The following is a 17,050-nucleotide window of genomic DNA, read 5'->3' as shown; positions in this document are numbered from 1 at the left end:
TCGCCTCGCCGCCGTGGACACGTGGGCGGCGGGTACCCGCCAGGCCGTAGGGTTACGAGCCATACGCGCCGGGGAGGCCGGGGCGTCGCGGACACTGGAAGAGAGCGAACAGGCACGATGACGGTTCCCCTGCCGACCGACGCGACGCGGTGGCGCTGCACCCTCTGCGGCAACCTCACCCGGTTCGACGTGACCCGCGCCTCGAAGGTCGTCGAGTACGTGCACCTCGATCTGGCCGGAGAGCCGACGGTCGAGGAGCGCGAGGTGCTCAGTGAGACCATCGAGTCGGTGCGGTGCCGCTGGTGCAACGCCGTGGACCAGGTGGAACTCGTGGACAGGCCCGGCGCCGGCTCCTGACGGGAGCGGGTCCCGCGGGCCGTGGTCCCGTACCGGGACCGCGCACAGGCATGCGCAGGCAGCAGAGGCATTGGGGTGACGGATGGTGGAGACACACGGCGGGGGGCCGGACGACGGCGCCGCTGAGGTGCTCGACCGCCCGCTGCCCGACGGAGTGCGCCGCAGGGTCGTGCAGATCGTCTCCGACGGCTTCGGCGGACTCACCCTCGGCGAACTGCCCGCACAGCTGAGACAGTACGCCCGCTTCGCCCCCAACCGCCGGGCCAAGTTCGCCGGCAACGCCATGGCCGCCGCCGTGGAGACCGACCCCCTGTTCCGGCAGCGGATCGGCGAGAAGTTCAGGGAGGCCCAGCCGGAGCTGGCCGGAGCCCTGGACTCCAACTCCCCGCCCCCGGCCGCGGACCCCCTCGACGTGGCGGCCGCGGCCTACGTGCTGCGCCCGCACGGCTGGGTGAAGCTGGTGACCGCCGCCGGCGAGGAGGCGCAGCGCGCGCACGCCGAGCGCGCCGACGAGGAGAGCCGCGCGGAGCTGGAGCGGCTGCAGGAGGAGCTGGCCCGGGCCCGGGAGCACACCAGGGCCGAGACGGAGCGGCTGCGCGGCGAGCTGGACGCGGCGAAGAAGGAGACCGAGTCGCTGCACCGCAAGCTGCGCTCCGCCCTCAGCGACGTCAAGCGCGGCGAGGCGGCCCTGCGCAAGGTCCGGGACGAGATGGACGCCGTCCGCGCCGAGGGCAGCGCCCAGCTCTCCGCCGCCGAGAGCGAGAGCCGGCGGCTCAAGGCCCGCCTCGGCGAGGCGGAGGCCGCCCTGGAGGCCGCCCGCCGGGCGGCGCGCGAGGGACGCAGCACCGAGGACATGCGCGTCCGGCTGCTCCTCGACACGCTGCTGGACGCCACCCAGGGGCTGCGCCGGGAGCTCGCGCTGCCCCCGGTGTCGGTGCGGCCCGCGGAGACGGTGGACGCGGTCGAGCCCGGCCGGATGAGCCCGAAGGACATCGCCGCCCGCGCCCTGTCCGAGCACGACCCCGCCATCCTGGACCAGTTGCTCGCGCTGCCCCAGGCGCATCTGGTCGTCGACGGCTACAACGTCACCAAGACCGGTTATCCGCAGATGCCGCTGGAGAAGCAGCGGCTGCGCCTGCTCGGTCAGCTCTCCCAGCTCGCCGCGCAGACCGGCGCCGAGACGACCTGCGTCTTCGACGGGGCCGAACTGGCCGCGCCGGTGCTCCTGGCGCCGCCGCGCGGGGTGCGGGTGCTGTTCTCCAAGCCCGGTGTCACCGCCGACGAGTTGATCCGCCAGCTGGTGCGGGCCGAGCCGCCGGGCCGCCCGGTCATCGTCGTCTCCACCGACCGCGAGGTCGCCGACGGGGTGGCGAAGGCGGGCGCGCGGCCGGTGGCCTCGGTGGTCCTCCTCAAGCGGTTCTCGCACGGCTGAGTCCCGGGCGGAATGTCCCCGGGGTGCCGTCCGTCCCAAGCGCAACATAGGGGCGCCTTGCCCGGATTGGGGGGCGCTCGACGCGACGCACGGTCAAGGCCGCCTCACCGCACGTGAGTTCACGGCAAAATATGCCTCATCGGGCTCACTATTTTCACCTGAGGATTTGAACTCATCACGACTTGGTCACTAGGGTCTGCCTTCGAACCCGCGATCGGGTGATCCCCCTCAAGAAGGAGCTCGACTCCGTGGCGTCCCACCGTCGTCCCAAGCAGCCGAGCCGCACGCGTGTGACCGTGCTCACCACCGCCGCGGCAGCCGCAGTCGCTCTCAGCTCGCAGGCGGCCAACGCCGCGCCGAGCGAGAAGCCGAGCAAGGACGAGGTCAAGGCCAAGGTCGACAAGCTCTACGAAGAGGCGGAGCAGGCCACCGAGAAGTACAACGGGGCCAAGGAGAAGCAGGAGAAGCTCCAGAAGGAGATCTCCACCATCCAGGACAACGTCGCCCGCGGCCAGGAAGAGCTCAACGACCTGCGCGACGGCCTCGGTTCGATGGCCAGCGCCCAGTACCGCTCCGGCGGCATCGACCCCTCCCTCCAGCTCTTCCTGTCCGCCGACCCGGACGACTACCTGGACAAGGCCTCCACGCTCGACCAGCTCAGCGGTCAGCAGGTCGAGTCGCTGAAGAAGATCCAGGAGAAGCAGCGCGACCTGGCCCAGCAGCGAGCCGAGGCCTCCAAGAAGCTCAAGGACCTCTCGGCCACCCGCACCGAACTGGGCAAGAAGAAGAAGGAGGTCCAGGGCAAGCTCTCCTCCGCCCAGAAGCTCCTCAACACGCTCACCGCCGCGGAGAAGGCCGCCCTCACCGCCGAGCAGGACCGCGCCACCCGCAGCAGCGAGCGCGAGGCCCTCTCCGGCTCCACGGCGTCCGCCTCCGGCCGCGCCGGTGCCGCGTTCTCCGCCGCCCAGAGCAAGATCGGCACGCCGTACGTCTACGGCGCCACCGGCCCGTCCTCCTTCGACTGCTCGGGCCTCACCTCCTGGGCCTACGCGCAGGCCGGCGTCGGCATACCCCGCACCTCCGAGGCCCAGGCCAACTACGGCACGCGCATCTCCTCGATGAGCGACCTCCAGGTCGGCGACCTCGTGTTCTTCTTCAACGACCTGCACCACGTGGGCCTCTACGCCGGCAACGGCCAGGTCCTGCACGCGCCGCGCACCGGCACGGTCGTCCGCTACGAGTCGATGAACACCATCGGCGGCCCCTTCATGTGGGGCGTCCGCGTCTGACCCGCGCCCCGGGACGACCATCCGCGAACGTCCCGCCCGTGCCGCCCGTTCGGGGGAATCACGGCACCGTGTTCCGACCGCCCGCCCCGCCGTCTGACCTGCGTCAGCGGCGGGGTGCCGCGTTCCGCGCCCCTTCCCGGCCGTTGGTCGCCGGCCCCGCCGCGGGGTTACTGTCTGCCGCGTTTCCCGTCCGCCAGCGGAAGGAGTGCGGCTTCCCGTGGGGTCCCATCGCCGCCTTGCACCGTCCGGGCTCGACCGCGGCGCCACCGCCGCCCTCGGCCTTCTCTCCGTAGCCACCGCCGTCCTGGGCGCCGTACCGGCGGCCGTGGCCGCGCCGCACGACGACACACGTGCCGAGGTGGACCGCCTGCACACGGAGGCGGAGCAGGCGACCGAGGCCTACAACAAGGCCGACGAGCGCACCGACGCCCTGCGCGAGGAGGTCGACGCCGCCCAGGACGAGATCGCCCGCAAGCAGCAGCGGATCAACACCATGCGGGACGGGCTCGGTTCGCTCGCCGGAGCCCAGTACCGCGCGGGCGGCGTCGACCCGTCCCTCGCGCTGCTGCTCTCCGCCGACCCGGACGACTACCTCGACAAGGCCTCCGTGCTCGACCGGATCACCGCCCACCAGGCCGGCGAACTCCGGGAGCTCCGGCGGGTCACACGCGAACTGACCCAGGACCGTGCCGAGGCCGCCCGCAAGCTCGCCGAGCTGGAGAAGGGCCGCAAGGCCGTCGCCGCCCACAAGAAGACCGTCGAGCGCAAGCTCGCCCGGGCCCGCCGGCTGCTCGGCACCCTCCCAGCCGGCGAACGCGCCGCCTACGGACGCGCCTCGCGCTCGGGCCGCGCCGACCTGTCCGCCCTCGGCGGCGTACCCGCCTCCGGCCGGTCCGCGGCCGCCTTCGCCGCGGCCCGCTCCGCGCTCGGCAGACCCTACGTGTGGGGCGCCAACGGCCCCACCGGCTTCGACTGCTCGGGCCTGACCCAGTGGGCGTACGCCCAGGCCGGGGTCGGTCTGCCGCGCACCTCGCAGGCACAGCGGTACGCGGGCCGCCGGATCCCGCTCTCCGAGGCGCGGCCCGGCGACCTGGTCGCCTACCGGGACGACGCCAGTCACATCGGCATGTACGCCGGCAACGGCCAGGTGATCCACGCGCCCTACCCGGGCGCCCCGGTGCGCTACGACCCGGTCGGCATGATGCCGGTCTCCTCGGTCACCAGGGTCTGACCTCCCCGAACCCGGGCCCCCGCGGCCCTGCGCCCGTACGATCGGGAGGATGGCTGGTCGAAGGCGCGTGTCGGGTTCCTCGGTGGTGGCGCTGTGCCTGCTGCTGGTCTCCCTCGTGGCCTGCGGCGGCCGGACCCCGGCCGACCCCGTCGGGGCCGAGGTGCAGCGGGTCCTGGACCGGCGCGCGGCGGCCGTCCTCGCCCACGACCGGACCGCCTGGGCCCGCACCGGCACCGGGACCGGCTTCGGAAACCTGGCCGCGGTGCCGCTGGCCGACTGGTCGTACCGCGTGACCGGCGTCCACCGCACCGGCGACACCGCCACCGCCGACGTCGACCTCAGCTACCGCGTCGACGGCTACGACCGGGGCGCCGTCACCACCGCCCGCACCGTGCGGCTCAGCCGGGAGCGGGACGGGGACTGGTCCGTCGACTCCGACCGGCCCGCGGAGCGGTCCGGCCAGCAGCCGTGGGACCAGGGCCCGGTGCGGGTGGTGCGGGGCGAGCACAGCCTCGTCCTCGGCGTCGGGCAGTCCACCGTGGCGCTGCGCGGCTACGCGGACCTGGCCGACCGCGCGGTGCCGGCCGTGTCCGACGCCTGGGACGGCGCGTGGAGCCGCCGGATCGTCGTGCTGGTGCCCACGTCGCTGGATGGGATGGCGGGGCTGCTCGGCTCGCCCGCCTCCTCCTACCGGGGCATCGCCGCGGTCACCACCGGCGAGACGGGCGGCCGGGAGCGGGCGCCCGCGGACCGGATCATCGTCAACCCCGACGCGTACGGGCTGCTCGGCACCCTGGGCCGGCAGGTCGTGCTCACCCACGAGACCACCCACGTCGCCACGCGCGTCCACACCACCGCCGCCACGCCGCTGTGGCTGTCCGAGGGCTATGCCGACTGGGTCGGCTACCGGGCCGACGGCCGCGCGCCCTCGCAGGCCGCCGCCGAACTGACCCGCGCGGTGTCCGAGGGCCGGCTGCCCGCCGGGCTGCCCACGGACGAGGACTTCGGCTTCACCGGTGAGGCGGACGCGCTCGCCCGCGCCTACGAGGGCGGCTGGCTGGCCTGCCGCATGATCGCCGACGAGTGGGGCGAGGACCGCCTGGACGCCTTCTACCGGGCCGTGGGCGCCCACGACGGACGCGCGGGCGCGGTCGAGGACGCGATGCGGGACGTGCTCGGCACGAGCGGGGACGCGTTCACGGCGCGGTGGCGGGAGTATCTGCGGACGGAGCTCGGCTGAGCCGCCGGAAGGCGGCGGAGCGTCCCGGCCCCCCGCGCGGCACGGCGCCGCGCCACAGCGCCCGGGCCGCGACGAGCGCGGCCGCCACCAGCAGCCCGTTGCGGACGGACAGGAGCGCGATCCCCAGCGGGTCGCTCGCCACGACGTGCGCGAACCAGACGGGGAACTCCAGCACCGTCACCGCGCTCGCCGCCAGCACCAGCGCGGCGGGCACCCGCATCCGGCTCGCCCGGAAGCACCCGCAGACCCCGGCGAGGCCGACCAGCCAGACCAGGTACTGGGGGCTGATCACCCGGCTGGTCACCGTGAACAGCAGCACCGCCGTGAGCGCCGCGTCCGCCGCCGTGTGCGCCGCGAACCGCGAGGCCGCGAGCCGCCACAGCAGCAGCCAGCCGAACGCCGTCGCGGTCAGCGCGAGGGAGACCGTGCTCACCGTGCCCACGTGGGGGCCGAGGAACTCGACGGAGCCGTAGTTGAGCAGCACCCGGCCGTCCCAGCCGAAGTGCCGGGCGACGTGCAGGACGAGCGAGCCCAGGGACTCCACCTCGGTGCCCCGCTCGCGCTGGAACGTCAGGAACGCGAACGCGCCGGGCATGGTCACGGCGAACAGCGCGGCCAGGCCCGCCCCCGTCAGGGCCGCCGCCGCCCAGGTACCGCGCCCGCGCAGACCGGCGAGCACCAGCGCCGGCCACACCTTCAGCAGCGCCCCGAGCGCCGCCAGGGCACCCGCCGCCCGGGGATGCCGCCCGGCGGCGAGCAGCGCGCCGACCGCGACGGCGGTGACCATCACGTCGTACCGGGCGTACACCGTCGGACCGAGCAGCGGGACGCCCGCCACCCACACCCGGGCGCCGGCCCGGGACCGGCCGGGTCCCCGGCCGGCCCGCAGCAGCAGCGCCAGTACGGTCAGGTCCGCGGCGCAGGCCAGCGCGAAGAAGGCGGTGGGGTAGTCCCAGAAGGGCAGCAGGCCGGGGGAGAGGATCGCGAACGCCGCGGCGGGCGGGTACTGCCAGGTGACGTCGTCCAGGGGGAACGTCCCGGTGCGCAGGACGTCGTACCAGTCCCGGTAGATGACCGACACGTCGCTGGTGACGTCCGGGCCCGGGAGGACCAGCACCCTGAGCACGAACAGCAGCAGCACCAGCCGCGTGACGCCCCAGGCCGTCAGCGGCCCCAGCGGGGACCGCGCCGCGTCCGTCGTCTCCACGTGCTCCCTGCCCGTCCGCGTGTGCCGTGCCGGTGCCCCATGATGGCCCGGACGCCCGCGCGCGTTCCACCGACACGGCCGGGCCCCGCCCCGGGCGGCCGGTTCGGTAGGGTCGGCGGCGATGCGCAAGACCTTGATCGTGACGAACGACTTCCCGCCCCGCCCCGGCGGCATCCAGGCCTTCCTGCACAACATGGCGCTGCGCCTGGACCCCGAGCGGCTGGTCGTCTACGCCTCCACCTGGAAGCGGAGCCGGGAGGGCCTCGAGGCCACCGCCGCCTTCGACGCCGAGCAGCCCTTCACCGTCGTGCGCGACCGTACGACGATGCTGCTGCCGACGCCGGGCGCGACCCGGCGGGCGGTCGGGCTGCTGCGCGAGCACGGGTGCACGTCGGTGTGGTTCGGGGCGGCGGCGCCCCTCGGGCTGATGGCGCCCGCCCTGCGCAAGGCGGGCGCCGAGCGGATCGTCGCCACCACCCACGGGCACGAGGCCGGCTGGGCCCAGCTGCCCGCCGCCCGGCAACTGCTGCGCCGGATCGGGGAGTCGACGGACAGGATCACCTACCTCGGCGAGTACACGCGCTCGCGGATCGCGGGCGCGCTCACGCCGGCGGCCGCCGCGCGGATGGTGCAGCTGCCGCCGGGCGTCGACGAGAAGACCTTCCACCCGGACAGCGGCGGTGACGAGGTGCGGGCCCGGCTCGGGCTGACCGACCGGCCCGTCGTGGTGTGCGTCTCGCGGCTGGTGCCGCGCAAGGGCCAGGACACGCTGATCCGGGCCATGCCGCGCGTCCTAGCCGCCGAGCCGGACGCCGTCCTGCTGATCGTCGGCGGCGGCCCCTACGAGAAGGACCTGCGCCGCCTCGCCCGGGACACCGGCGTCGCCGCCTCTGTGCGCTTCACCGGCGCCGTGCCCTGGGCCGAGCTGCCCGCGCACTACGGCGCCGGGGACGTCTTCGCCATGCCGTGCCGCACCCGGCGGGGCGGGCTGGACGTGGAGGGGCTCGGCATCGTCTACCTGGAGGCGTCCGCGACCGGCCTGCCCGTCGTCGCCGGCGACTCCGGCGGCGCCCCGGACGCCGTGCTCGACGGGGAGACGGGCTGGGTCGTGCGCGGCGACTCGGCGGAGCAGACGGCCGACCGCGTCACCGCTCTACTCGCCGACCCGGAACTGCGCCGCCGGATGGGCGAGCGGGGCCGGTCCTGGGTCGAGGAGAAGTGGCGCTGGGACCTGCTGGCGGAGCACCTGAAGGCGTTGCTGTAACGCGGGGGGTCTCGGCAACGGGGGCCGGGGCATGCGGGTCAGGGGCGCGGGGAACCGCGCGACAAGCCACGACGCACCGGCACCCGCCCACGGTGACAAGGGGGCACCTCCATGGGCGCCCCCCCGCTCGGCTACTTCGCGTAGATCGCCTCGATCTCGTCCGCGTAGTCCTTCGCCACCACGTTCCGCTTCAGCTTCAGCGACGGGGTCAGGTGCCCCGACTCCTCCGAGAACTGGGCGCCCAGCACACGGAACTTGCGCACCGACTCGGCCTTCGACACCGCCGCGTTGCCGTCGTCGACCGCCGACTGGATCGCGGCGAGCAGGTCCGGGTCCTCGCGCAGCGAGGCCACCGTCGAGCCGGCCGGCTTGCCGTGGTCCGCGCACCAGCGGCCGAGGAACTCCTCGTCCACGGTGACCAGCGCGCCCACGAACGGCCGCCCGTCGCCGACCACCATGCACTCCGCGACCAGCGCGTGCGCCCGGATGCGGTCCTCGATCACGGCCGGGGCGACGTTCTTGCCGCCGGCGGTGACGATGATCTCCTTCTTGCGGCCGGTGATGCGCAGGTAGCCGTCCTCGTCGAGGGTGCCGATGTCCCCGGTGTGGAACCAGCCGTCGGCCAGCGCCTCCGCGGTCGCCCCCGGGTTGTTCCAGTACTCCTTGAACAGGTGCTCGCCGTGCAGCAGCACCTCGCCGTCGTCGGCGATGCGCACCACCGAGCCGGGCAGCGGCTGGCCGACCGTGCCGATCTTCTGCCGGTCCCAGGGGTTGAACGCGGTCGCCGCGCAGGACTCGGTCAGGCCGTAGCCCTCCAGGACCGTGAAGCCGATGCCGCGGAAGAAGTGGCCGAGGCGCTCGCCGAGCGGGGCACCGCCGGAGATGGCGTACTCGCCGCGCCCGCCGAGGACCGTGCGGAGCTTGCTGTAGACGAGCCTGTCGAAGACCTTGTGCTTGATCCTCAGACCGACGGACGGCCCCGACGGGGTGTCCAGGGCCTTGCTGTACGCGATCGCCGTGTCGGCGGCCTTGTCGAAGATCCTGCCCTTGCCGTCGGCCTGCGCCTTGGCGCGCGCCGAGTTGTAGACCTTCTCGAAGACGCGCGGCACGCCCAGGATCAGCGTCGGCCGGAACGCGGCCAGTTCGTCGGTGAGGTTCTTGATGTCCGGGACGCAGCCCAGCTTGATCGGCGCGATCATCGGCGCGACCTGGACGAGGCGGCCGAAGACGTGGGCGAGCGGGAGGAACAGCAGGACGGAGCACTCGCCCGTGCGGAACAGCGGGCGCAGGCGCTCGACGACGTTGCCGCACTCGGCGAAGAAGCTGCGGTGGGTGAGCACGCAGCCCTTGGGGCGGCCGGTGGTGCCCGACGTGTAGACGATGGTCGCCGGGTCGTCGGCCTTCGCGATCGAGCTGCGCTCCTCGACCGCCTCGTCGGTGACGTCCCCGCCGAGGCGCCCCAGCTCCTCGACGGCACCGGCGTCGATCTGCCAGACGTTCTTGAGGGCGGGCAGCCGCTCGCGCACCGACTCCACGGCGGCGGCGTGCCCGGCCGACTCCACGACGCACGCCGTGGCGCCCGAGTCGCCGAGGATCCACTGCACCTGCTCCGGCGAGCTGGTCTCGTACACCGGCACGGTGATCGCGCCCGCGCTCCAGATCGCGAAGTCCAGCAGTGTCCACTCGTAGCGCGTACGGGACATCAGGCCGACCCGGTCGCCCGGCTGGACGCCGGAGGCGATGAGGCCCTTGGCGGCGGCGTGCACCTCGGCGAGGAAGGCACGGGCGCTCACGTCCTGCCAGGTGCCGCCGGCCTTGCGGGCGATGACGGCGACGTCCGGATGCTGCGCGGCGTTTCTGCGGACGATGTCGGTCAGATTTCCGTCCGCAGGGACCTCGTACAAAGCCGGAAGGCTGAACTCGCGCAAGACTGCTGCTCCTCATAGGGCGCCGGCGCCACGACGTTGTGTGATGCGACGGTGCGGTCCAAGGCTCGGGCAAGTGCTCGAGGAGAACATGCCGATTCACATGTTGAAATCCTGAGCACGACTGGACTGCCCGGACGTTACCCGCCGGTATGGCGTCTCCGACAGGGGGTCCCCGCGAGATGTTCGCTGCGTCACACGGATGGGGTTTCCTTGGCGCAGAGTAGTCGACACCCGGGGCGACCAGCCAGTAACCGCAGGTCCGGCCGCCACTGTTCACGCGGGGCGCACACACTTACCCTTGATCGCCATGGCACCCACACCGGCCGGCAACACGACCACGCGCGTCCACGTGGTGAGCGACGTGCACGGCAACGCGCGCGACCTGGCCAGGGCCGGCGAGGGCGCCGACGCCCTGATCTGCCTCGGGGACCTGGTCCTCTTCCTCGACTACGCCGACCACTCGCGCGGCATCTTCCCGGACCTGTTCGGCGAGGCCAACGCCGACCGCATCGTCGAGCTGCGCACCGCCCGCCGCTTCGCCGAGGCCCGGGAGCTGGGGGCCCGGCTGTGGGCGGGCGTCGGCGAGAACCGCGGCGCGCTGATCGAGCGGGCGGTGCGCGGGCAGTACGCCGAGCTGTTCGCCGCGTTCCCCACGCCGACGTACGCCACCTACGGCAACGTCGACATGCCGCCCCTGTGGCCGGAGTACGCCGGACCGGGCACGACCGTGCTGGACGGCGAGCGCGTCGAGATCGGCGGCCGGGTCTTCGGCTTCGTCGGCGGCGGCCTGCGCACCCCGATGCGCACGCCGTACGAGATCGGCGACGAGGAGTACGCAGCGAAGATCGAGGCCGTCGGCGAGGTGGACGTGCTGTGCACGCACATCCCGCCGGAGGTGCCGGAGCTGGTCTACGACACGGTGGCGCGGCGCTTCGAGCGCGGCAGCCGCGCCCTGCTGGACGCGATCCGGCGGACCCGGCCGCGCTACGCCCTGTTCGGACACGTGCACCAGCCGCTGGTGCGGCGGATGCGGATCGGGGCGACCGAGTGCGTGAACGTCGGCCACTTCGCGTCGACGGGGAAGCCGTGGGCGCTGGAGTGGTGAGTCAGCGCGGCCGGACTGTCGCAGGCAGGTGGTGACATCCGCCGCTCCGGTGCGCGATAGCCTTCACGCGGCACACGCGTGCGCGCTCCGGCGCACGGCGTACCTCAGTACCGGCCCGCATCTGGAGGAGCCACGGCGATGGCGGAACACACCAGCTCGAGCATCACGATCGAGGCGGCACCGGCCGACGTCATGGAGGTGATCGCCGACTTCGCCCGCTACCCGGACTGGACCGGTGAGGTGAAGGAGGCGCAGGTCCTCGCGGCCGACGCGCAGGGGCGTGCCGAGCAGGTCCGACTCGTCATGGACGCCGGGGCGATCAAGGACGACCAGACGCTGGCGTACACCTGGACCGGTGCGCACGAGGTGTCCTGGACGCTGGTCAAGTCCCAGATGCTGCGCTCGCTCGACGGCTCCTACCTGCTCCGGCCGGCCGGATCGGGCACGGAGGTCACGTACCGGCTCACGGTCGACGTCAAGATCCCGATGCTCGGCATGATCAAGCGCAAGGCCGAGAAGGTCATCATCGACCGCGCGCTGGCGGGCCTGAAGAAGCGCGTGGAGTCGGCCCCGAAGTAGCCGGCCGGCCGGGGCGGCACGCTGCGGGGAGCGGCGCGGCGGTCCGGCGCGGGGGCGGCGGTAGCGTTCAGCCTCATGCGCACCATCCTGATCACGGGTCCGGGCGGCAGCGGTCGTACGACCGTCGCGGCCGCCACCGCGCTCGCCGCCGCCCGTGCCGGCACCCGCACCCTCCTGCTCGGCGCCGACCGCGACGACACCCTCGGCGCCGCGCTCGGGATGCGCACCGGACCCGAACCGGCCCTCGTCGAACCGGGCCTCACCGTCCGGCGGCCCGACGCCGCCCGGGGCTTCCGGGACGGCCTCGCCGCCCTCCAGGACCGCGCCGCCTCCGCCCTCGGCCTGCTCGGCGCCGCCCGCCTGGACGCAGAGGAGCTCACCCCGCTGCCCGGCGCCGAGGAGCTCGCCCTGCTGCGCGCCCTGCGCGACGCCGCCCTCGCCGAGGGCCCCGGCTCCCACGAACTCGTCGTCGTCGACCTCCCGCCCGCCCCGCGCGCCCTCGCCCTGCTCGCCCTCCCCGAGGAACTGCGCCGCTACCTGCGCCGCCTGCTCCCGCCCGAGCGGCAGGCCGCCCGCGCCCTGCGGCCCGTCCTCGGCCGGCTCGCGGGCGTCCCCCTGCCCGCCGAGTCGCTGTACGAGGCCGCCGCCCGCTGGGACCTGGAGCTGGCCGCCGCCGAGTCCGTCCTCGCCGACCGGAACACCGTGGTGCGGCTCGTCGCCGAGCCCGGACCCGCCGGTGCGGACGCCGTGCGCACCGCCGGCCTCGGCCTCGCCCTGCGCGGCCTGCGCGCCGACCTGCTGGTCGCCAACCGCGTCCTGCCCGAGGAGGCCTTCGCGGACGGCTGGTCCGCCGGTCCCCTCGCCCAGCAGCGCAAGGCGCTGGAGGAGTGGGAGGAGGTGTACGACGTCCGGACCGTCACCCACCTCGGACGTGACCCGCGGGGCGCGGACGACCTGGCCGCCCTCGGCGCGCCGGGCGCCGACCGGCCCGCCGCCCCGGTCGAGTGGCCCGTCACCGACCGGCTGGCCGACGACGGCGTGCTCGTCTGGCACATCCCGCTGCCCGGTGCCATACGCGACGATCTCGACCTCGTCCGGCGCGGTGACGAACTCGTCGTCACCGCCGGTCCGTTCCGCCGGATCGTGCCGCTGCCGTCCGCGCTGCGCCGCTGCACCGTCGACGGGGCCGCCCTGCGGGAGGGCACCCTCGCCGTGCGGTTCGCGCCGGACCCCCGGCTGTGGCCGCGCGGACGCTGATGCCGCCGCGCCCGTTCGGGTAACGTCGGAGGGACGAACCGTAGTCAGGAGTCCGTCATGAGCGAAGAGCTCCCCCCGTCCGAGGACGCGCGCCACGACGCGGCCGACGCGGTCGGGCCGGCCGGACCGGCCGGCGAGGCGCGGGCGTCCGACACCGACGCGTGGGCGACCGCCTGCGCGGAGGACCTGGAGGCCGAGAAGGCCCGCCGCCGGTCCGAGTACGGGCCGCAGCCGGGGTCGGCCGCCGAGGAACTGCGCCGGCTCGTCGACACGGTCGCGGAGAAGCTGTCCGGCCTCCAGTCCCCGCTGCTCGGCCAGGTCGCCGGGCCGGCCGCCCAGCAGGTGGTCCGTCAGGTCGTCCAGCAGGCCAAGGCCGCCGTCGAACCGGTCATCGAGCGCAATCCTGATGTTTTCGACCACCTCGCGGCGGCCGGTGGCGAGCTCCTCGCCGCCTACCGCTCCGCCGTCCAGAACCAGGAGCGTCGCTGGACCGCCCGGGCCACCGACGCCGCCGACCCCCGTGACCTGGACGAACCCGGCGACGACGGCGACGGGGGCACCGGCCCGGGGCAGCGTATCGACTTGGACTGAGGCCCCCCTCGGGTACGGTTGGCCGTAGCGGGGCTCGACCGGAACTGAGGGATTCATGGGACTCACCATCGGCGTCGACATCGGCGGCACGAAGATCGCGGCCGGCGTGGTCGACGAGGAAGGCAACATCCTCTCGACCTTCAAGGTGCCGACCCCCACCACACCCGAGGCCATCGTGGACGCCATCGCCTCGGCGGTGGAGGGCGCACGCGCGGGGCACGAGATCGTCGGCGTGGGCATCGGCGCCGCCGGATACGTCAACCGCCAGCGCTCGACGGTCTACTTCGCGCCGAACATCGACTGGCGCAACGAGCCGCTCAAGGAGAAGGTCGAGGCCCGCGTCGGCCTCCCGGTCGTCGTGGAGAACGACGCCAACGCCGCGGCCTGGGGCGAGTACAAGTTCGGCGCCGGCAAGGGCCACCGCAACGTCATCTGCATCACGCTCGGCACCGGCCTCGGCGGCGGCATCATCATCGGCAACAAGCTGCGCCGCGGTCACTTCGGCGTGGCCGCCGAGTTCGGCCACATCCGCATGGTGCCGGACGGACTGCTGTGCGGCTGCGGCTCGCAGGGCTGCTGGGAGCAGTACGCCTCCGGCCGCGCCCTCGTCCGCTACGCCAAGCAGCGCGCCAACGCCACCCCCGAGCGCGCCGAGGTGCTGCTCGCGCTCGGCGACGGCACGCCCGACGGCATCGAGGGCAAGCACATCTCGGTCGCCGCCCGGCAGGGCTGCCCGGTCGCCGTCGACTCCTACCGCGAGCTGGCCCGCTGGGCCGGCGCCGGCCTCGCCGACCTGGCCTCGCTCTTCGACCCGTCCGCCTTCATCGTCGGCGGCGGCCTGTCCGACGAGGGCGACCTGGTCCTCGACCCGATCCGCAAGTCGTACAAGCGCTGGCTGGTCGGCGGCAACTGGCGTCCGGTGGCCGACGTGATCGCCGCCCAGCTCGGCAACAAGGCCGGCCTGGTGGGTGCGGCCGACCTGGCCCGCGAGCCCGACCCGATCATGTAACGACGCTCACGGCACGCCTCCGGTGGCCGCGGGGCGGAGTCCGTTCGGGACTCCGCCCCGCGGGCGCGACAGGCCACGACGTACCGGCAGCCGCCCACACTCCTCGCGGCCAGAGCCGTTGGGCGTACTGTGATCCACATGGAGCCGCTCCCCAACTCCCGCACCGAACCCGACGGTTCCGCCGTCGTCCGGGTCCTCAGCTACAACATCCGCTCGATGCGCGACGACACCGACGCCCTCGCCCGCGTGATCGCCGCCTGCGCCCCCGACCTCGTCCTCCTCCAGGAGGCCCCCCGCTTCTTCCGCTGGCGCAAGAAGCTCACCCGGCTCGCCGCCGCCTCCGGGCTGGTGCTCCTCTCCGGGGGCGCCACGGCCGCCGGGCCGGCGCTGCTGTGCTCCCTGCGGGCCACCGTGGAGCGCACCGAGGACGTACTGCTCCCGCTCACCCCCGGCCTGCACCGCCGCGGCCTCGCCACTGCCGTGGTCCGCTTCGGCGGAGCCCGGCTCGGCGTCGTGAGCTGCCACCTGTCACTGCAGAAGGACGAGCGGCACGCGCAGGCCGGCCTGCTTCTCGACCGGGTCGCCGCCCTGGGCGTGCGGCACGTGGTGGCGGGCGGCGACCTGAACGAACGCCCCGGCGGCCCCACCTTCCGGCGGCTCGGCGACGGGCTGCGGGACTGCTGGACCGCCGCGCCCTGGGGCGGCGAGTACACCTCCACCGCCACCGACCCGCACCAGCGCATCGACGCGGTGTTCACCACCGAGGGCATCGAGGTGCTGGGCTGCGGGGTGCCCGTGGGGCTCCCCGGGGTGGCCGAGGACGACCTGAGGGCGGCCACGGACCACCTTCCGGTCCTGACCGCCCTCCGCGTGCCCGCGGCCTGAGCCCGCCCGGCCCCCGGGCCGAGCCCGGCCTCAGACCACCGCGCCCCGCCCCGGGTCGTCGTCGTCCTCGTCGCCCGTCCGCATCCGCATGACCAGCGTGGCGAAGCCGCCGAGGAAGCCGCCCAGGCTCAGGGTCGTCAGCCACCAGGTCATGTCCCAGCCGAGCACCACCGCCAGCAGGAGCAGCACCGGGCCGCCCAGCACGCCCAGCCAGGCGAACTTCGCCGTGGTGTCGCCCTCGGGCAGCGGCGGCGGCTCGGGCGGCACGAAGTGGCCCTCGTCGTCCTCGCCCGGACCACCGTCGGAGGGCTCGGCGAGACTGTGGTCACGCGGCCCGACACCCGGGGCGAAGGCGACGGAGCTGCCCAGCGGACGCGCCGAGGCCGGCCGCTCCGGCTCGGGGCCGTCGTCGTTCGTCTCCGGCTCCAGCAGGGCCAGGTCCTCCACCGACTTGAACGGCTTGGCCCCCGGCGGGTCCGGCGGCTCCTCCCCGTACCCGGCGACGATCGCCGCCCAGGCCGCGTCCTCGTCGAGGGGCGCGGCCCGCTCCTCCGGCGCGCGCTCCTCCTCGGACCCCCGGCCTTCGGGCCGCTCCCGCCCGGCCTCCCGCTCCAGCTCCCCGTCCACGTCCCGCTCCTCACGCTCCACGTCCCGCTCCTCCCGGTCCTCGCGGTCGGAGTCGTGCTCAGCCACCTGCGGTCGTCCCTTCCCCACCGGCACCCGACTCCGGCTCCCTGACGGAACCGGGCGCCAGCCGGCCGATGAACGCGATGCTCTCCGCGAAGATCCGGTCCGCGTCGTGGTCCAACGTCGCCACGTGGTAACTCTGTTCCAGCAGGACCTCCGTGACGTCCGTCGAGGACACCCGGCCGAGGATGCGCGCCGAGTCCGCGGGCGGCACCACATGGTCCTGCGGGCTGCGCAGCAGCAGCAGCGGCTGCGTGACCTGCGGCAGATCGCCGTCGGCGAGACGGAAGAAGGTGCGCAGCGAGTGGGCCGCGTGCAGCGGCACCCGGTCGTACCCCAGCTCGGTGCTGAGCGGCTTGGCGATGTCGCTGGCGATGCCCTTGGCCGCCGGGACCAGATGGCGCAGCACCGGAAGGGCGTGCTGGGCCACGCCGTGCATCCGGTTCGCCGGGTTGACGACCACCACGCCCGACACCGCGTCGCCGTGCTTCGCGGCGAGCCGCAGCGCCAGGGCCCCGCCCATCGACAGGCCGGCCACGAACACGCGCGCGCAGCGCTCCCGCAGGGCGCGCAGCTCGCGGTCCACCTCCGCGTACCAGTCCTGCCAGCCGGTGACCTGCATGTCCTCCCAGCGGGTGCCGTGCCCGGGCAGCAGGGGCAGCGCGACGGTCAGACCGCGCTCCGCGAGATACCGCCCCCACGGGCGCAGCGACTGCGGGGAACCGGTGAAACCGTGGCAGAGGAGGACGCCGGCCTCCCCGCCCTCGTGGCGGAACGGCTCGGCTCCGGGCAGGACCGGCACGTCTCGGTCTCCTGTCGTCAGGGGGCCGGCACAGCCGGACCGTCGGGTGCAGTGAAGCGTGTGCGGTACTCGCGGGTACTTCACCGTACGCGACCGCACTGACACCGACCAGGGCCGTCGGGGCCATTGACGGTGCCCCGGGATAGGGTCTGACCCACAGACACAGGAGGCACTCGGTTGTTGTACG

Annotated in this window: 16 protein-coding genes; 12 read left to right on the top strand and 4 right to left on the bottom strand. The window is 74.2% G+C overall.

Annotated elements, in window-relative coordinates:
• Positions 1–117 precede the first annotated feature (117 nt).
• The 5 genes from ACFWJB_RS25345 to ACFWJB_RS25325 all read left to right on the top strand — a co-directional run bounded on the left by ACFWJB_RS25345 (position 118) and on the right by ACFWJB_RS25325 (position 5,549).
• Complete coding sequence (locus ACFWJB_RS25345; protein WP_385460726.1) at positions 118–357, top strand: hypothetical protein; 240 nt, start codon at positions 118–120, stop codon at positions 355–357.
• A gap of 82 nt (positions 358–439) precedes the next feature.
• Positions 440–1,789, top strand: coding sequence for an NYN domain-containing protein (locus tag ACFWJB_RS25340; protein ID WP_385460729.1), 1,350 nt, complete (start codon positions 440–442; stop codon positions 1,787–1,789).
• 248 nt (positions 1,790–2,037) lie between these two features.
• On the top strand, positions 2,038–3,078 hold the full coding sequence (locus ACFWJB_RS25335) for an NlpC/P60 family protein (RefSeq protein ID WP_385460732.1): 1,041 nt from the start codon (positions 2,038–2,040) through the stop codon (positions 3,076–3,078).
• A gap of 217 nt (positions 3,079–3,295) precedes the next feature.
• Positions 3,296–4,309, top strand: coding sequence for an NlpC/P60 family protein (locus ACFWJB_RS25330; RefSeq protein ID WP_386925037.1), 1,014 nt, complete (start codon positions 3,296–3,298; stop codon positions 4,307–4,309).
• Positions 4,310–4,358: 49 nt separating this feature from the next.
• Positions 4,359–5,549 (top strand): hypothetical protein, encoded by a 1,191-nt coding sequence (locus tag ACFWJB_RS25325; RefSeq protein WP_386925035.1) that lies wholly within the window; start codon positions 4,359–4,361, stop codon positions 5,547–5,549.
• Here the strand turns inward: ACFWJB_RS25325 and ACFWJB_RS25320 are convergent.
• Positions 5,506–6,756, bottom strand: coding sequence for a glycosyltransferase 87 family protein (locus tag ACFWJB_RS25320; RefSeq protein WP_386925033.1), 1,251 nt, complete (start codon positions 6,754–6,756; stop codon positions 5,506–5,508). The two genes, ACFWJB_RS25325 and ACFWJB_RS25320, sit on opposite strands and share 44 nt — an antisense overlap.
• A 121-nt stretch (positions 6,757–6,877) precedes the next feature.
• Here ACFWJB_RS25320 and ACFWJB_RS25315 point away from each other — a divergent pair, with 121 nt between their 5' ends.
• Positions 6,878–8,020, top strand: a complete 1,143-nt coding sequence (locus tag ACFWJB_RS25315) for a glycosyltransferase family 4 protein (RefSeq protein ID WP_386925031.1) — start codon at positions 6,878–6,880, stop codon at positions 8,018–8,020.
• A 131-nt stretch (positions 8,021–8,151) separates the two neighbouring features.
• Here the strand turns inward: ACFWJB_RS25315 and ACFWJB_RS25310 are convergent, their stop codons facing one another.
• On the bottom strand, positions 8,152–9,948 hold the full coding sequence (locus tag ACFWJB_RS25310) for an AMP-dependent synthetase/ligase (protein ID WP_385460747.1): 1,797 nt from the start codon (positions 9,946–9,948) through the stop codon (positions 8,152–8,154).
• Between the two features lie 349 nt (positions 9,949–10,297).
• Here ACFWJB_RS25310 and ACFWJB_RS25305 point away from each other — a divergent pair, with 349 nt between their 5' ends.
• From ACFWJB_RS25305 to ACFWJB_RS25280, 6 genes are all read left to right on the top strand, one after another.
• Positions 10,298–11,053 (top strand): metallophosphoesterase, encoded by a 756-nt coding sequence (locus ACFWJB_RS25305; protein ID WP_385460805.1) that lies wholly within the window; start codon positions 10,298–10,300, stop codon positions 11,051–11,053.
• A 138-nt stretch (positions 11,054–11,191) separates the two neighbouring features.
• Entirely contained in the window at positions 11,192–11,632 is a 441-nt protein-coding gene (locus ACFWJB_RS25300; RefSeq protein ID WP_385460749.1) for an SRPBCC family protein, read from the top strand.
• Positions 11,633–11,707: 75 nt separating this feature from the next.
• A complete protein-coding gene (locus ACFWJB_RS25295; protein ID WP_386925029.1) occupies positions 11,708–12,889 on the top strand; it encodes an ArsA family ATPase in 1,182 nt (393 codons plus the stop codon).
• A gap of 57 nt (positions 12,890–12,946) precedes the next feature.
• The gene (locus ACFWJB_RS25290) at positions 12,947–13,480 is read left to right on the top strand and encodes a DUF5304 domain-containing protein (protein ID WP_385460755.1); all 534 of its coding nucleotides are present in this window, start codon (positions 12,947–12,949) and stop codon (positions 13,478–13,480) included.
• A 55-nt stretch (positions 13,481–13,535) separates the two neighbouring features.
• Complete coding sequence (locus ACFWJB_RS25285; RefSeq protein WP_385460758.1) at positions 13,536–14,489, top strand: ROK family glucokinase; 954 nt, start codon at positions 13,536–13,538, stop codon at positions 14,487–14,489.
• A gap of 138 nt (positions 14,490–14,627) precedes the next feature.
• The gene (locus tag ACFWJB_RS25280) at positions 14,628–15,374 is read left to right on the top strand and encodes an endonuclease/exonuclease/phosphatase family protein (protein WP_385460761.1); all 747 of its coding nucleotides are present in this window, start codon (positions 14,628–14,630) and stop codon (positions 15,372–15,374) included.
• Between the two features lie 30 nt (positions 15,375–15,404).
• Here the strand turns inward: ACFWJB_RS25280 and ACFWJB_RS25275 are convergent, their stop codons facing one another.
• Together ACFWJB_RS25275 and ACFWJB_RS25270 are read right to left on the bottom strand one after the other, a co-directional pair.
• The gene (locus ACFWJB_RS25275) at positions 15,405–16,067 is read right to left on the bottom strand and encodes a hypothetical protein (protein ID WP_385460763.1); all 663 of its coding nucleotides are present in this window, start codon (positions 16,065–16,067) and stop codon (positions 15,405–15,407) included.
• Positions 16,060–16,863, bottom strand: a complete 804-nt coding sequence (locus tag ACFWJB_RS25270; protein WP_385460766.1) for an alpha/beta hydrolase — start codon at positions 16,861–16,863, stop codon at positions 16,060–16,062. Before ACFWJB_RS25270 ends, ACFWJB_RS25275 begins: the two co-directional genes overlap by 8 nt.
• Positions 16,864–17,050 lie beyond the last annotated feature (187 nt).

It is taken from the genome of Streptomyces sp. NPDC127100, from assembly GCF_042724095.1.
Classification (GTDB): domain Bacteria; phylum Actinomycetota; class Actinomycetes; order Streptomycetales; family Streptomycetaceae; genus Streptomyces.
Note: the sequence above shows the minus strand (reverse complement) of the source record. Positions and strands in the feature narration are given on the sequence as shown.

What these genes read in the sequence shown, in the direction of transcription:
- ACFWJB_RS25345 (WP_385460726.1), top strand. Translation starts at nt 118, where the DNA reads ATGACGGTTCCCCTGCCGACCGACGCGACGCGGTGGCGCTGCACCCTC.
- ACFWJB_RS25340 (WP_385460729.1), top strand. Translation starts at nt 440, where the DNA reads ATGGTGGAGACACACGGCGGGGGGCCGGACGACGGCGCCGCTGAGGTG.
- ACFWJB_RS25325 (WP_386925035.1), top strand. Translation starts at nt 4,359, where the DNA reads ATGGCTGGTCGAAGGCGCGTGTCGGGTTCCTCGGTGGTGGCGCTGTGC.
- ACFWJB_RS25315 (WP_386925031.1), top strand. Translation starts at nt 6,878, where the DNA reads ATGCGCAAGACCTTGATCGTGACGAACGACTTCCCGCCCCGCCCCGGC.
- ACFWJB_RS25300 (WP_385460749.1), top strand. Translation starts at nt 11,192, where the DNA reads ATGGCGGAACACACCAGCTCGAGCATCACGATCGAGGCGGCACCGGCC.
- ACFWJB_RS25295 (WP_386925029.1), top strand. Translation starts at nt 11,708, where the DNA reads ATGCGCACCATCCTGATCACGGGTCCGGGCGGCAGCGGTCGTACGACC.
- ACFWJB_RS25290 (WP_385460755.1), top strand. Translation starts at nt 12,947, where the DNA reads ATGAGCGAAGAGCTCCCCCCGTCCGAGGACGCGCGCCACGACGCGGCC.
- ACFWJB_RS25285 (WP_385460758.1), top strand. Translation starts at nt 13,536, where the DNA reads ATGGGACTCACCATCGGCGTCGACATCGGCGGCACGAAGATCGCGGCC.
- ACFWJB_RS25280 (WP_385460761.1), top strand. Translation starts at nt 14,628, where the DNA reads ATGGAGCCGCTCCCCAACTCCCGCACCGAACCCGACGGTTCCGCCGTC.